Here is a 14,031-nt window from a genome sequence, read left to right as displayed (position 1 = left end):
AAAGTATCTGAATCAATGGTCGATCTGATCGCCAGTGGTATCGTAAGGGGGGGGCGATTTGTATCGATCTAGTCAAAAGTCCCTGCGACACGACCCAATAGCATAAAGGCGCGTGCCGTGCGTGAATCCGACAAAGCGGCGATTTCTTCGTCCGTAGCTGTGGCTTCGAATTCGGCAAAGGTTTTATCGAATTTGCGCAAGAAATGGTGTACTGCATCGCGGAAAATAGCGTCTTGTTTCATCCGCCCTGAGGCCAGCGCCAAACTGGATCGATCACGCACGCCGCCCAAAGACGCCACAACGCGACCGCGTTCGCCTTTGGCAAAGTGGCGCCAGATTTCTGGCTTGGCACGGTCTGGGCGCAAGTCGTCCATATAAATGCCGTCTTGACTGAGCAGGGTCAGAATGTCCTGTGCGGCGTGAATAAGCTGGCTGACTTTTCGATCAGTCAATGCACGACGTAGGGCGCGAAAGCCTTCTTTGTCTTCGGCCGTTTCGGGAAAGTTCATCGCGCGGATAAAGTCTGCAACAGACAAGGGCGGTGCCAGATTTTCTGATGGCGTCCCCAACGCCAATGAGGCTTGGTCTTCGGCCAAGACCGGCGATGCAATCGCAAGTCTGTCTTCGGGTGGGGTCTCTTGGGGGCGGGTTGAGGTAAAGGTTGCCAGCGTCGTCTGCGTTTTGCGCTGCGCTGCCACGATTTCTTCGAGCTTTTTTTCAACCGATGCAGAGGCACCGCTGCCTTGACCAGAAAGATAACTTTGGCGCATTGCAGAAATAGCAGCCTGCAAACGCCTGCTTTCATCTCGCATCGTCCGAGAGGCACGCACGGCAAGTGCGCCGACCCAAATCATGGCGATCGGCATAAAAATAGCGATCAGCATCATGACAAAGTGGATGCTGTCAAAGTCAGACTCGTTGTCACCGCCGTCGACAACGATGAAAAAACCAGCTGTCATTGCCAACCAGATAATGGACAACGTGCCAGCTATAATTTCAATCGTCGTGATGCGCGCATCATCTTCTGGGCGGGTGTACACGCCAAGTTCGATGGTTTGTTTGCCGTCTTGAGCCAAAGTGGCCTCCCAGCGAAATATTTTAAGCAGACAGCCCTTGCGGACTAAATGTATTCAACTTTGAGAATCTCGTAGCTTTTCAAGCCCCCGGGGGTGCGAACGTCGACGCTATCGCCTTCTTCTTTGGAAATCAAAGCGCGTGCGATTGGCGACTTGATGTTCAGCAAACCGTTTTCAATGTCAGCTTCGTGTTCGCCGACGATTTGATAGGTTTTTTCTTCATCGGTGTCTTCGTCAACAATCGTAACCGTCGCAGAAAATTTAACAGAGCCTGACAGGCTTTGGGGGTCGATGATTTGAGACAAAGACAAGATGCCTTCGAGCTCTTTAACGCGGCCCTCGATGAAGCTGTGTTTCTCTCGTGCTGAATGATACTCAGCGTTTTCTGACAAATCGCCATGTTCGCGCGCTTCTGCAATCGCTTGAATGATTGCAGGGCGCTCAACTGATGTGAGGTTTTTGAGCTCAGCACTCAGCGCGGCGTGGCCTGCGCGGGTCATTAGAATTTTTTCCATAGCACTCATTCGCACGAAAAAGACGTCACAACAAAAAGTGCTGTGCGTCTGGTTGTTGATTTGGTTCAAACACCAGACCCCGAACGCGCCCAGATTGCAAGAGCAGACACGGCTGACGAGGCGCGAGCGGCGGAAAAAATCCGTGTTGTTTTCCATAATTGTGCCGCATTCGCGAACAATACTTCGATCAAACGTAAACAATCCTGAGCGAGCCAAGATCAAATGACTGTTTTTGCGAGATTTTCCATTCTTTATCTTGTCTTTGCTATTGCCACGACCGTGGTGCTTTATGGGTTTTCCTTTGATCATCTGGCCGTAATCGGTTTCTTGGCCATCGAACTGATTAAATATATGGGCGCTGGCCCATGGGTTTTGTGGTTGTCGCCCATTCTTATTTACTACGTTGTGCGTCACCCCACGCGTATTTCTGAGGCGCTATATGGGTTTATCGCCACGATTGCCTTGGTGTGTGGTTACACTGTGATGAAGGGGGCCATTCCCGTATTGGTGCCTTATTGGGCTGATGGGATGTTTGCGCAATGGGATCTGGCATTGCATGGCGGCGTGGCGCCGTGGGAACTGTCGCATCGGTTGAGCGCTTACATCGATACGGATGGTGCCGTGCGGACCTATTCAGGTTTTTGGGGGGCTTTTGCCTTTTCATTTCCAGCGTTTTTGGCGTTGAGTGATCAAGATCCGAACCGTAAGGCGCGGTTTTTGGTGCTCTACGCTTTGGCTTGGATCGTGATCGGTAATGTGATCGCCACGGCGTTTTCATCTGTGGGGCCAATTTACATTGATCGCTTTTATGGTGGTGACGCTTTTGCGCCGATGATTGCATCGCTCAAAGATTTAACATTCCCCGGAACCTCTGTGGACGTTTTACAAACGCGGCTTTGGGAGGCGCTTGTTACAGATGATGGCATGAATACCGGCGGGGCGGCCATTTCCGCGTTTCCGTCTATGCATGTGGCTATTGCCGTAGTTTGGGCGGTTTATATGACAGAGCGCAGCTGGTTATTTGCGCCTGTCGCGATTGCTTTTGCCGTGACGATTTTGTTTTTGTCGGTCTATACGGGCTGGCATTATGCGGTGGATGGCTATGCATCTATCGTCTGCGTCTTGGTGCTTTATGCTGCTTTGCGGCAATTGTTCAAAAAATAATTGCTGATAAAGGACAAAATGGCCTTCCAGAAATTGACCATGCCCACTTTTAAAGGATAGGAAGGTCAAACGATTGACTGATCGAGGGAGCAATTTTATGTCAAATATTGAGCGCGAAGCGATGGAATATGACGTCGTTATCGTTGGGGCGGGGCCTGCTGGTCTATCCGCCGCGATCCGATTGAAGCAGCTCGATGCTGACCTAAACGTTGTTGTTTTGGAAAAAGGCTCAGAAGTGGGCGCGCATATTTTGTCAGGCGCTGTGCTTGATCCAAGCGGCCTTGATGCATTGATTCCTGATTGGAAAGCCAAAGGCGCACCGCTGAATACGCCTGTGAAAACCGACAACTTCTATATGCTCGGTGCCGCTGGTCAAATCCGCATTCCCAACTTTCCTATGCCACCTTTGATGAACAATCATGGCAATTACATCGTGTCGATGGGCAATGTTTGTCGTTGGATGGCTGAGCAGGCCGAAGAATTGGGCGTCGAAATTTTCCCCGGCATGTCGTGTTCTGAACTCATTTATGGCGACAACGGCGAAGTTAAAGGCGTGGTCGCGGGTGTGTTTGGTCTTGAGGCGGATGGCACGCTTGGCCCTGATTCAGAACCGGGCATGGAATTGCATGGCAAATACGTGCTGCTGTCTGAAGGCGTGCGAGGGTCTTTGTCTAAAGAGGTCATCGCGAAATACGACCTGTCTGCTGGGCGCGACGTGCAAAAGCACGGCCTTGGCATGAAAGAAATTTGGGAAATCGACCCATCCAAACACGTCGAGGGCACAGTGACCCATACAATGGGTTGGCCCTTAGGCGGCAAAGCTGGTGGCGGTGCTTTCGTGTATCATGCTGAAAACAATCAGATGTTTATCGGCTTCGTGGTTCACTTGAACTATAAGAACCCGAACCTATTCCCCTATATGGAATTCCAACAGTTCAAACATCATCCGATGATCGCTGAATTGCTTAAAGGTGGTAAGCGCGTGGCCTATGGCGCGCGCGCGATTTCCGAAGGCGGTTATCAATCGATGCCAAAAGCGGCCTTCCCCGGGGGGGCGCTTCTGGGCTGTTCCGTCGGTTTGGTGAACGTGCCGCGTATCAAAGGCAATCATAACGCAATGCTGTCAGGCAAAGCGGCTGCTGAGGCTGTTGTTTCAGCGCTTAAAGAGGGGCGGTCTGGCGATACACTTGAAGCGTACGAGTCTGAGCTGCGCAGCGGCGCTGTTGGCAAAGACCTGAAAAAAGTGCGTAATGTAAAACCGCTCTGGTCCAAGTTAGGCTTGTTCCCGTCATTGGCGCTGGGGGGCTTTGATATGTGGTGCAACACGATCCTTGGGACGTCACTGTTTGGTACAGTGAAACACGGTAAATCTGATGCGGCAAGCACGGGTAAAGCCAGCGATTACCCGATGATTGACTATCCAAAACCGGATGGTGTGTTGTCCTTTGATCGCTTGACGAACGTGTCTTTCGCAGCAACCAATCACGAGGAAAGCCAGCCAAGCCATTTGCAATTGGCAGATCCGGCTGTTGCTGTTTCAACAGACTATAACATCTTCGGCGGCCCGGCCGCGCGTTACTGCCCCGCAGGTGTTTACGAATATCTGACGGAAGAAGGCCAAGATCCCAAGTTTGTTGTGAACTTCCAAAACTGTGTGCATTGCAAAACATGCGACATTAAAGAAGCGAGTCAAAATATCACATGGACCGTACCGCAGGGCGGGGATGGGCCGAATTATCCTAATATGTAAGCGTTTTGCCGCGACATAGTTTAATTGAACAGTTTAGGGGGCCTTTGCGGGCCCCCGATCCATTGCAGCCCCCGAATGTGCGCGCTAGGCTTATGTCAACACATAGGGAGATGCGTGTGAAACAGTTCGCGATTTTAAAACTTGCCGCCATGGGCCTGTCCGTTGGTCTGACACTGTCTTCGACCACGGCGAGTTTCGCTGATGCAGGGTCTTACTTGGCGACGCGTCAGGCTGTGATGGAACGTGATTACCAAGAACAAGCTCAGTATGCGAACCAATCTCTTGTCTCTGATCCGCGCAACCCAGATTTATTGGAAACCTTAATCGCAGCCAAAATTTCAGTCGGCGCATTTGACGATGCTCTTGGCTATGCGACGATGCTCAAGGATATTGATCCGACCAGCCAAACTGCCGCGATGATCTTGTTTAGCCGTTATGTTGAAGCTGGCGACTGGGATAAGCTGTTGACCATCATCGATGCAGGCGAGGGCGTTTCGTCTATCGTTGATGGGTTGAGCCGTGCTTGGGCCCATGTGGGCAAGGGGCAGATGAGCGAAGCGCTGGAGCTGTTTGACGATTTTTCAAAAGGTGATGATGGTTTTCAAGTCTTTGGCCCCTATAGTCATGCTTTGGCCTTGGCTTTGGTGGGCGACTTTGAAAGTGGCTTGGCGTTATTGTCCGATCCATCTATGCCGCAAACTGGGGGTGTGGTTTTCGCTCGTGCGCAAATGCTCAGCCAATTAGAACGCAATGATGATGCGCGCGTCTTGCTACGGGATGCGTTCGGGCCGACCCGCGACCCACAAGTGCTTGCGCTTGACGCCCAGTTGGCATCTGGCGAAAGCGTGCCGTTTGATATTGTGACCAATGCACAAGATGGTATCGCCGAAGTCTTTAGTTCTGTCACAGATGCTGTAAATGGCGGGTTTGACGATGGTTACACGCTTTTATACGCGCGTGTCGCGTTGGAATTGCGGCCTGATAAAGCAGATTACGCGCTGAGGGTTGCAAGCATTCTGGAACGTTTGCAACATTACGATCTGGCCACACAAGTCTATGGCGTCATCGACCCCGCATCGCCTACATTTTACATGGCTGAATTGGGCCGCGCTGCCGCGTTGCGTGCTGAGGGGAAATCGGATGCAGAGCTTGAGGTTTTGCGTGCCCTATCCAAAACCCATAGGGATATGCCCGAGGTCTATACGGCACTGGGCGATGCGATGCGGCGCGAAGAAATGTATGATGAGGCGATCGAGGCCTATTCAACCGCGCTGTCTAAGGTGACTGAATTTACAGCCGCCGAGTGGCCTTTGCTGTTCACGCGGGGCATCGCCTATGAGCGAGATGATCAATGGGCCAAAGCCGAAGCCGATTTCCGTCATGCGCTTGAATTGAAACCGGGCCAACCGCAGGTTTTGAATTACATGGGGTATTCATTTCTTGAAATGAACGAGAACCTCGATGAGGCTATGAGTATGATCCGCGCCGCTGTGGCTGCGCGCCCAGATGACGGGTATATCACCGACAGTTTGGCGTGGGGATTGTTCCGTCTGCGTGATTATGAGGGGGCCGTGGCGCCCATGGAAAAGGCGACAGCGCTTTTGCCCGTTGATCCCATTTTGAATGACCACTTGGGGGATGTGTATTGGGCCGTTGGTCGCACGCGTGAGGCGCGCTTTCAGTGGAACCGTGCGTTGTCCTTTGATCCAACTGAAAAAGATGCGGAACGCATACGTTTAAAGCTGTCCATCGGATTGGACCGTGTTTTGATCGAAGAGGGGCTAGAGCCAACGCGGACACCTACCGATGGTTAAAGTCTTTGCGCCAGCAAAAATCAATCTGTCACTTCATGTGACAAGACAGCGTCATGATGGCTATCACATGCTTGATAGTCTTGTCGCTTTTGTGGACGTTGGCGATCAGATCACGGCAGAGGTCGCCGATAAAACGCGCCTTACGGTCACGGGGCCATTTGCGCAGGGCGTGCCTTTGGGGGATAGTAATTTGGTCGTGAAGGCGGCAACAGCTTGCGGTTTTCCGATGGAGTTGTCGTTGGATAAACATCTTCCGCCGTCCTCAGGCATAGGGGGCGGATCCGCGGATGCTGCGGCGACGATTCGCGCAGCAATGCGCCTTGGTGGTCCCCAGATGACTTCCGATCATGTTTTACTGCTTGGTGCCGATGTGCCTGTGTGTCTGGCGTCTAAATCGACACGCATGCAGGGCATTGGTGATGTCTTAACGCCGGTTAAACTGCCATCGTTGCATCTTGTTTTGGTCAACCCCGGGGTCGAAGTGTCGACGCCTGCGGTCTTTGCGCAGTTGGCGCGTAAAGATAATGATCCAATGCCCAAAGAGCTGCCGCACTGGCCTGACAGTCTTGCCTTTACAGATTGGCTGGGCACGCAGCGCAATGATTTGCAAAGCCCAGCTGCGAAACTTGCCCCCGAAGTGGCCGCAGTTCTGGTGGCTTTGGCACTTTCGCCCGAGGTCTTGCTAACGCGGATGTCTGGCTCAGGGGCGACCTGCTTTGCGATTTATCCAGACCGGTTTAAAGCTGAAGCCGCAGCGGCACAGATTGCGCAAAGCAATCCTTGGTGGTGGGTGAAGGCGGCGAGCACCTTGCCTGCTTAACCCGATATTTCAGCGCAGACGCGCGACAACGTAATCCGCGATGTCACTCAACATTTGGCGAATGTCACTGTCTGGCAGTGTGATCAACGCTGTTTTGGCTTTTTCAGCCCAGTTCAGTGCCTCAAGACGTGTCGCGGCCAATGTGTCGTGCTTTTTAAGCAAGATGATGGCGTGCTCTAGATCGCCATCATCTTGCTTGCCCTTTTCGATGGTTTTGACCCAAAACGCGCGCTCGGCCTCATCAGCCTTGGCCACGGCCTTGATTACGGGCAACGTTAGCTTGCGTTCGCGGAAATCGTCACCAACGTTCTTACCTGTCTCGCCTGTGCCCTCATAGTCCAACAGATCGTCAACGATTTGGAACGATATGCCTAAGGCGTCACCATAGTTGTACAGGGCTTGAGTAATCTTGGGATCAGCTTCGGCAATCACGCCGCCGACTTCTGTCGCAGCTGAAAACAGCGCAGCAGTTTTGCCGCGCACAACTTGCAGATAGATGTCTTCCGTCGTGGCCAAATCTTGCGCTGCTGTCAGCTGCAACACTTCACCTTCGGCAATCGTAGCTGAGGCGCCAGACAAAATATGCATCACACGCATAGAATTACATTCAGTCATCAGTTGAAATGAGCGTGCGAACAGATAGTCGCCCACAAGCACCGATGATTTATTGTCCCACAACAGGTTCGCGGTCGGGCGACCACGACGCTGGGCGCTTTCATCAACAACATCGTCATGCAGCAATGTGGCCGTATGAATGAACTCGACAGTGGCGGCGAGATGAATGTGATAGGGGCCGTCATATCCGCAGGCTTTGGCTGCCGCGAGTGTCAGCATCGGGCGTAAACGTTTGCCGCCTGCCTCAACCAAATGCGCGGTCACTTCAGGAATGCGCGGTGCATGTTTGGAAGCCATGCGATCTTTGATGAGCGTGTTGACCTCTGCCAATTCTGAGGCGAGTGCCGCAGCCAATTTTTCGTGTGGCTTAACAGTTGCGTTATCAAGGCTCATTCTTCAGGTCCTTCACTCGACAAATCATACAGTCTGCCGTTAAATCGGAAACATGAAACAGCTCTTACGCACAACTGACCCGATGAAAATCATCTATGCCAAAGCACTGCTTGCTGGCGACGATATAAACTGCTTTGAAATGGACGTCCATATGAGCGTGCTAGAAGGATCCGTTGGCATATTGCCGCGCCGTCTCATGGTGCTTGATGATGATCTTGCTGAAGCGCGTCAAATTCTTATCGATAATGAATTCGAGTTGGAGCCTGAGTGACGGACCGGTCCGAGACTGTTGACGCATTTTTGATGGGACAGGTGCAGCTTAGGCAGCCTGCGCGAGGTTACCGTGCAGGGGTTGATCCTGTTCTTTTGGCTGCTGCCACCCCAGGTGAGGTGGGTCAATCCGTTTTAGAACTTGGTTGCGGTGCAGGTGCAGCCTCGCTTTGTCTCAATGCGCGTGTAAAGGGCATGACCTTTGTTGGTGTTGAAGTTCAGCCTTATTATGCAGATCTGGCGCGTCGAAATGCAGCAGAAAACAACGCTGAAATGGAAGTTGTCGAGGCTGACATTCGTGCTTTGCCTTTGCATGTGCGCGACCGTCGCTTTGACCATGTTATCGCAAATCCACCCTATTACCTGAAAGAAAAATCCACAGCATCCGACGATTTGGGACGGGATGTCGCGGTCAGCGGTGAAACACCTTTGGACACTTGGGTCGATGTCGCATCTCGCAGGCTTGGTCCGCGTGGATATTTCACCATGATCCAAAAGGCAGACCGTTTGCTTGATATTCTGTCTGCGCTCCAAGGGCGTCTTGGTTCAGTTCGGGTGCGTCCTATTCAAGCACGGGCAGGCCGTTGTGCACGTTTGGTCATCGTTCAAGCGCGCAAACTGGGGCGTGCCGATTTCGTGCTCGAGGCCCCTTTGCGCATGCATGATGGGCCGCGTCACGAACGAGATGGCGACAGTTACAGCGAAAAAGCGTTATCTATTTTGCGACATTCAGCGGCTTTGCGCTGGGATGATTAAGAAATTGGCAAGGTTTTGCGTGCCAATATCAGCTCACTGACATGTTTCGTAACAGATAGGTGACAAGACTCAAAAAATATGCTGCACTCTTTGTGTGGCTTTAAAATGAGCCAGTCAACACGAGAGAGAGGATTTGAAATGACATTGAGTTCCCACATCCATGAGTTGAAGAAAAAACACCAAAACCTTGCTGATGCCGTTGAAAGTGCCCAACGTTCACCAAGTATCGATGCCCTTAAGGTTGCAGCGATGAAGAAACAAAAACTCCGTCTCAAAGAAGAAATTTCACGCCTGTCGGCATAGATTTTTTAATCGGTTTGGCGGCTCGCATATGCTGCCAAGCCGGCGCCTAACGTGATTAAAACAGCTGAAAAGATAAGTGATCCCTTTGGATCAGTGACGCCAAATACAACCAGTATAAGTGTGGACATCAGTGGTGCAGCATAGGATGCAGTGCCTAAAATTTGAATATTTCCGTGCTTAACCCCGATATCCCAGACATAAAACGCTGCTCCGACAGGCCCCATTCCAAGCGCCAAGATGGACAGCCACCCTATAGGTGCGGTTGGCCAAGCTGTGGTTTCCAAAAATACATGCGCGATGGCTGATAGCAGGGCTGTTGCCAAACAAAACACAGTGACAGAAGCTGTCGGAATGTCGCCAAGCCGCCGCGACAAAACGGAATAGGCGGACCACGTAAACGCACAGGCCAGTGCCAGCCCATATCCGAGTAGGCTCTCAATTTCGAATTCGGCACCTGCTGCGACAATCAAGCTGGCGCCAACGAAAGATATGACTGCCCCAACAATATGGAGCAAGCGTAGGCGCTCGCCAGGCAACAGTCCTGAAAACAAAACGATCAGCAAAGGCCAAAGATAGGCGATTAGCCCAGCTTCCGCTGGTGGCGCTGCGCGCAGGGCTGAGAAATAAAGAAAGTGATAACCAAACAGGCCTAGCGTGCCAAAGCCATACACCGACAGGGGGACGCCCTTAAGATCAGCCCAACTTTTGGTTGTCGCAATCCACGCCAGTCCAATGATACCGCCGATTGAAAAACAGAGCGCATTCAATTGGAAGGGCGGCACAGGATCTGTGCCGACTGTGAAAAGTGCGAGCATCGACCACAGTATAATAGCGATGAATCCAATGAAGGTTGCGGAGCGTTGAGACATAATTCGATCTATGTCCGCTTAATATATGCAGGTCAACAAAAAGGGCCGCCCTTAGGCGACCCAAATTATTACGCGGCTTTTCACTTAAACGAAAAACTGTGCGCCATTCGCGGAAATCGTAGACCCGTTCATGAAGCCCGCATCATCACTTGCCAAGAACGCGACGCAGCGCGCGATTTCTTCTGGCTCGCCAAGGCGACCCGCAGGGATACCCGCGACGATTTTGTTCCGAATCTCTTCGGGGATTGCCATAACCATTTCGGTCGCGATGTAGCCGGGGCAAATCGCATTCGCTGTGATGCCTGCGCGGGCGCCTTCTTGGGCCAGTGATTTTACAATACCCAGATCTCCCGCTTTGGTCGCGGCATAGTTCACCTGTGCGAACTGACCTTTTTGACCATTGATCGACGAAATAACGATCACGCGTCCAAATTTGCGTTCACGCATACCTGGCCATACAGGGTGAACTGTGTTGAAGACGCCTGTGAGATTCGTATCAATCACCTCGTGCCATTGCTCGGGTGTCATTTTGTGAAACGGCGCATCGCGTGTGATACCCGCGTTTGCAACAACAACGTCAATTGGACCTAAGGCTGCTTCAACGGCGGCGATTCCTGCTGTTGAGGCATCATAGTCCGCGACATTCCACTTAAATGTTTGAATGCCTGTTTCGGCTGTAAATGTTGCGGCGGCGTCTTCATTGCCGGCAAAACTCGCTGCAACCTCGTAGCCTTCAGCTTTTAATTTTGTCGAGATAGCAGCGCCAATTCCGCGTGTGCCTCCTGTAACAAGTGCAACTCTAGCCATTGTGCCCTCCTCGGCGAGTAAGTTTCAATTTTTAAAAAGTTTCACTGCGCAAAACGGTTGCGCAGTGAATGTCATTGTTAATCGCGCTCAACGCACAGAGCGACGCCCATGCCGCCCCCTATGCAAAGTGTCGCGAGACCTTTTTTCGCATCGCGGCGTTGCATTTCGAACAGCAAGGTGTTGAGGATGCGCGCCCCAGAGGCACCGATTGGATGGCCAATCGCGATTGCGCCGCCATTAACGTTCACAATCTCTGGGTTCCAGCCCATGTCTTTGTTCACGGCACAAGCTTGCGCTGCAAAAGCCTCATTCGCTTCAACAAGATCTAGATCTGCCGCTTTCCAGCCAGCTTTCTCAAGCGCTTTTTGTGAGGCACGAATTGGACCTGCGCCCATGATGGAGGGATCCAGACCCGCTGTTGCATAGGATGCAATCCGAGCAAGTGGTTCGATGCCGCGTTTGGCGGCATTTTCGGCTGACATTAGCAAAACACCAGCCGCGCCATCGTTGAGACCAGAAGCGTTGCCTGCTGTCACGGTGCCTTCACGATCAAACGCAGGGCGCAGTTTTTGCATATTCTCAAGTGTCGCGCCGTGACGGATGTATTCATCCGCGTCTACAATGGTTTCGCTACGACGGGTTTTGACCGCGAATGGAATAATTTCATCTACAAATTTACCAGCCAGCTGCGCAGCTTCCGCTTTGTTCTGCGATGCCACAGCAAAGGCGTCTTGCATTTCGCGTGAAATTTCCCATTTCTTGGCAACGTTTTCAGCGGTGATGCCCATGTGATAGCCGTTAAATGCGTCCCACAAGCCGTCTTTGATCATCGAGTCGATGAACTGCATATCGCCCATCTTATGACCCGCGCGAAGGTTGGCGACATGGGGAGACAAGGACATGTTTTCTTGTCCACCAGCGCAAACAATATCTGCATCTCCAAGCATAATATGTTGAGTTGCCAATGCGACAGTGCGTAGACCAGATCCACAGACTTGATTGATGCTCCATGCCGAGGATTCTTGTGGCAAACCAGCAAGGATATGTGCTTGGCGAGCGGGATTTTGGCCTTGGCCTGCAGTCAAAACTTGGCCTAGAATGGTTTCAGAGACTTCGTTTTTCTCAATACCAGCGCGTGCGACTAGGGCTTCAAGGACTGCGGCACCAAGGTCATGTGCTTGCGTATTGGCAAAAGAGCCGGCAAAGCTGCCAACAGCGGTGCGAGCGGCTGAGGCGATTACGACATTTGTCATGATAGTGCTATCTCTCCTAAATATTTAGAGGGAGATTGCCTGTAAGGCGTATTTTTTGCAATAAAGTTGCGCACTCCCCGACTCAAGACTATGCCGCGACTGCATCATAATCAATGGTCTGGTCGCCTTACTTGCTATAAAAATCCAGTTTAGCTGGCAATTTTATGTGCAGAGTGGTGTTTCCACAGAGGATCGATTGTCGCCGCGCCGAAATAATGCCCCTGTAAGCAGTCGACCCCAATGGAAGAAAGGTAATCCGCATCTTCCTTCGTTTCGACGAACTCTGCAACGGTATACATATCAAAATGTCGAGCGATTGAGATAAGCGCTTGAGTCAGTACTTGGTTGTCTGGCGTATTTGCAATGTCACGGATAAATGCTCCATCGATTTTGACCATGTCGAAATAGAAATCTTTAAAATATCGAAAAGCAGTATATCCAGCGCCGAAATCATCCAATGCAAATGATATACCTTTGGCCTGCAGTTCGGTCATGAAAAAGCTGACCGTGTCGGGCATAATCATTGCCGAACTTTCAGTGATTTCTAGAATCAAGCGTTCGGCGATGGTTTCATCTTTCGCCAGTCCGTTCATCAATGTTTCTTTCCAACGTGGATAACCGATGGATCGCGCTGACATATTTATAGATAAGCGCATATCGGGCTGCTCGAACAGGGTTTGCAAGCCAGCTTCTATGGCTAAACAGTCAAGCTCGCGTCCTGTTTCTGACGTTTCAGAAATTTCGATAAATTCGCGTGCAGGTATGACGCGACCATTCTTGTCCAAAACGCGTAGTAATCCCTCGTAAAACGCAGGGCGATCTGGCCGCAGCGTTTGTACGATGGGTTGATATGCTAACATGACCTGCTTTGCTTTGATCGCGTCGCGCACCATTTGCATGGTGTTTCGATCGCGTTCTGTTATCGCGGCAGATAATGGGCTGTCAAAGCCGCCCTGTAGTGAAATAGAATTGGTCATCTCTGCCTCCTTAATGCGTCGTTTATTCATCGTAGAAACAACATGGCTCAGAGGAGATAACGGCAGGTAAATTGGTGAATTTTAAATAATTTTATATCGATTTTTGATAAAAATTTTAAGGTACTGATTTCAAGTGAATTTAATTCAGGTTATGTGGATAAAATGCCGATTGCATGAAGGTTGATTCAGATTTTAAGGGTTTTAGCGCATATACAATAACACATTTGACCGCAGATAAAGTGGTCCCACTTATTCGGACAGTTTTGCGGTTCAGCTAAGATGTAATCGGGTTGATTTCATGCCGCCTTCTGGGTTCGTTCTGTGTCAAAGAATGCGTTGTCTGGGGTTCGCTTGTCGAGAGCCGTGTGCGGTCGCTCAGAGTTGTAGAAGCTGATCCAGTCTTTAATCACCCGTTTGGCTTGGAAGCCATCCTGTAATTCGTGCAGGTAGACGGCCTCTTGCTTCAATGAACGCCACAGCCGTTCGATGAAGATGTTGCCCAGATATCGCCCCCGCCCATCTATTACCGGCAGTGCATTGGCAAAGCCAATGTCACGAGAGGCATTGAAATTTTGACTTCCGCCTCGGTCAAAGTAGTGATCCAAGCTGAACCTGTGAACTGCGATCTTTGGACGCCCTTCTAAGTGTC

15 protein-coding genes are annotated in these 14,031 nt (G+C 51.2%); 7 read left to right on the top strand and 8 right to left on the bottom strand.

Annotation, left to right across the window (positions count from 1 at the left end):
- Window positions 1-68: 68 nt before the first annotated feature.
- Both KO503_RS01195 and greA read right to left on the bottom strand, forming a co-directional pair.
- Window positions 69-1,076 carry a hypothetical protein gene (locus KO503_RS01195; protein WP_252730892.1) on the bottom strand — a complete coding sequence of 336 codons (1,008 nt, stop codon included), beginning with the start codon at window positions 1,074-1,076 and terminating at the stop codon, window positions 69-71.
- 44 nt (window positions 1,077-1,120) lie between these two features.
- The gene (gene greA, locus KO503_RS01190; protein WP_215989771.1) at window positions 1,121-1,591 is read right to left on the bottom strand and encodes a transcription elongation factor GreA; all 471 of its coding nucleotides are present in this window, start codon (window positions 1,589-1,591) and stop codon (window positions 1,121-1,123) included.
- Between the two features lie 222 nt (window positions 1,592-1,813).
- Here greA and KO503_RS01185 point away from each other — a divergent pair, with 222 nt between their 5' ends.
- The 4 genes from KO503_RS01185 (at window position 1,814) to KO503_RS01170 (ending at window position 7,139) form a co-directional block, all read left to right on the top strand.
- On the top strand, window positions 1,814-2,755 hold the full coding sequence (locus KO503_RS01185; protein WP_215989770.1) for a phosphatase PAP2 family protein: 942 nt from the start codon (window positions 1,814-1,816) through the stop codon (window positions 2,753-2,755).
- Between the two features lie 97 nt (window positions 2,756-2,852).
- On the top strand, window positions 2,853-4,505 hold the full coding sequence (locus KO503_RS01180) for an electron transfer flavoprotein-ubiquinone oxidoreductase (protein WP_215989769.1): 1,653 nt from the start codon (window positions 2,853-2,855) through the stop codon (window positions 4,503-4,505).
- 116 nt (window positions 4,506-4,621) lie between these two features.
- A complete protein-coding gene (locus KO503_RS01175; RefSeq protein ID WP_303506798.1) occupies window positions 4,622-6,319 on the top strand; it encodes a tetratricopeptide repeat protein in 1,698 nt (565 codons plus the stop codon).
- On the top strand, window positions 6,312-7,139 hold the full coding sequence (locus KO503_RS01170) for a 4-(cytidine 5'-diphospho)-2-C-methyl-D-erythritol kinase (RefSeq protein ID WP_215989768.1): 828 nt from the start codon (window positions 6,312-6,314) through the stop codon (window positions 7,137-7,139). Before KO503_RS01175 ends, KO503_RS01170 begins: the two co-directional genes overlap by 8 nt.
- Before the next feature lie 9 nt (window positions 7,140-7,148).
- On the opposite strand, the gene KO503_RS01165 is transcribed toward KO503_RS01170, so the two are convergent.
- Window positions 7,149-8,147 carry a polyprenyl synthetase family protein gene (locus tag KO503_RS01165; RefSeq protein ID WP_215989767.1) on the bottom strand — a complete coding sequence of 333 codons (999 nt, stop codon included), beginning with the start codon at window positions 8,145-8,147 and terminating at the stop codon, window positions 7,149-7,151.
- A 52-nt stretch (window positions 8,148-8,199) separates the two neighbouring features.
- Between KO503_RS01165 and KO503_RS01160 the strand changes: the two genes are divergently transcribed.
- From KO503_RS01160 to KO503_RS01150, 3 genes are all read left to right on the top strand, one after another.
- Window positions 8,200-8,418, top strand: coding sequence for a putative signal transducing protein (locus KO503_RS01160; RefSeq protein ID WP_215989766.1), 219 nt, complete (start codon window positions 8,200-8,202; stop codon window positions 8,416-8,418).
- Window positions 8,415-9,173, top strand: coding sequence for a tRNA1(Val) (adenine(37)-N6)-methyltransferase (locus KO503_RS01155; RefSeq protein ID WP_354667570.1), 759 nt, complete (start codon window positions 8,415-8,417; stop codon window positions 9,171-9,173). Before KO503_RS01160 ends, KO503_RS01155 begins: the two co-directional genes overlap by 4 nt.
- Before the next feature lie 138 nt (window positions 9,174-9,311).
- Window positions 9,312-9,476: a YdcH family protein gene (locus KO503_RS01150; protein WP_215944339.1), complete on the top strand. Its 165-nt coding sequence runs from the start codon at window positions 9,312-9,314 to the stop codon at window positions 9,474-9,476.
- Window positions 9,477-9,481: 5 nt separating this feature from the next.
- Here the strand turns inward: KO503_RS01150 and yddG are convergent, their stop codons facing one another.
- From yddG to KO503_RS18060, 5 genes are all read right to left on the bottom strand, one after another.
- Window positions 9,482-10,345, bottom strand: coding sequence for an aromatic amino acid exporter YddG (gene yddG, locus KO503_RS01145; protein WP_215989765.1), 864 nt, complete (start codon window positions 10,343-10,345; stop codon window positions 9,482-9,484).
- An 84-nt stretch (window positions 10,346-10,429) separates the two neighbouring features.
- Window positions 10,430-11,152, bottom strand: coding sequence for an acetoacetyl-CoA reductase (gene phbB, locus KO503_RS01140; protein WP_215989764.1), 723 nt, complete (start codon window positions 11,150-11,152; stop codon window positions 10,430-10,432).
- Between the two features lie 77 nt (window positions 11,153-11,229).
- Complete coding sequence (locus KO503_RS01135) at window positions 11,230-12,405, bottom strand: acetyl-CoA C-acetyltransferase (protein ID WP_215989763.1); 1,176 nt, start codon at window positions 12,403-12,405, stop codon at window positions 11,230-11,232.
- 149 nt (window positions 12,406-12,554) lie between these two features.
- A complete protein-coding gene (locus KO503_RS01130) occupies window positions 12,555-13,382 on the bottom strand; it encodes an EAL domain-containing protein (RefSeq protein ID WP_215989762.1) in 828 nt (275 codons plus the stop codon).
- 296 nt (window positions 13,383-13,678) lie between these two features.
- A partial coding sequence (locus KO503_RS18060) for an integrase core domain-containing protein (RefSeq protein ID WP_215989761.1) occupies window positions 13,679-14,031 on the bottom strand: 353 nt, incomplete at its 5' end.

The sequence above is a fragment of the Pacificibacter marinus genome (assembly GCF_018860505.1).
Classification (GTDB): Bacteria; Pseudomonadota; Alphaproteobacteria; order Rhodobacterales; family Rhodobacteraceae; genus Celeribacter; species Celeribacter marinus_B.
This window is presented reverse-complemented; position numbering and strand designations above follow the sequence as displayed.

Coding starts and splice junctions, on each gene's coding strand:
- KO503_RS01150 (WP_215944339.1), top strand. CDS start 9,312: ATGACATTGAGTTCCCACATCCATGAGTTGAAGAAAAAACACCAAAAC.
- KO503_RS01165 (WP_215989767.1), bottom strand. CDS start 8,147: ATGAGCCTTGATAACGCAACTGTTAAGCCACACGAAAAATTGGCTGCG.
- KO503_RS01160 (WP_215989766.1), top strand. CDS start 8,200: ATGAAACAGCTCTTACGCACAACTGACCCGATGAAAATCATCTATGCC.
- greA (WP_215989771.1), bottom strand. CDS start 1,591: ATGGAAAAAATTCTAATGACCCGCGCAGGCCACGCCGCGCTGAGTGCT.
- KO503_RS01170 (WP_215989768.1), top strand. CDS start 6,312: ATGGTTAAAGTCTTTGCGCCAGCAAAAATCAATCTGTCACTTCATGTG.
- KO503_RS01135 (WP_215989763.1), bottom strand. CDS start 12,405: ATGACAAATGTCGTAATCGCCTCAGCCGCTCGCACCGCTGTTGGCAGC.
- KO503_RS01130 (WP_215989762.1), bottom strand. CDS start 13,382: ATGACCAATTCTATTTCACTACAGGGCGGCTTTGACAGCCCATTATCT.
- KO503_RS01185 (WP_215989770.1), top strand. CDS start 1,814: ATGACTGTTTTTGCGAGATTTTCCATTCTTTATCTTGTCTTTGCTATT.
- phbB (WP_215989764.1), bottom strand. CDS start 11,152: ATGGCTAGAGTTGCACTTGTTACAGGAGGCACACGCGGAATTGGCGCT.
- yddG (WP_215989765.1), bottom strand. CDS start 10,345: ATGTCTCAACGCTCCGCAACCTTCATTGGATTCATCGCTATTATACTG.
- KO503_RS01180 (WP_215989769.1), top strand. CDS start 2,853: ATGTCAAATATTGAGCGCGAAGCGATGGAATATGACGTCGTTATCGTT.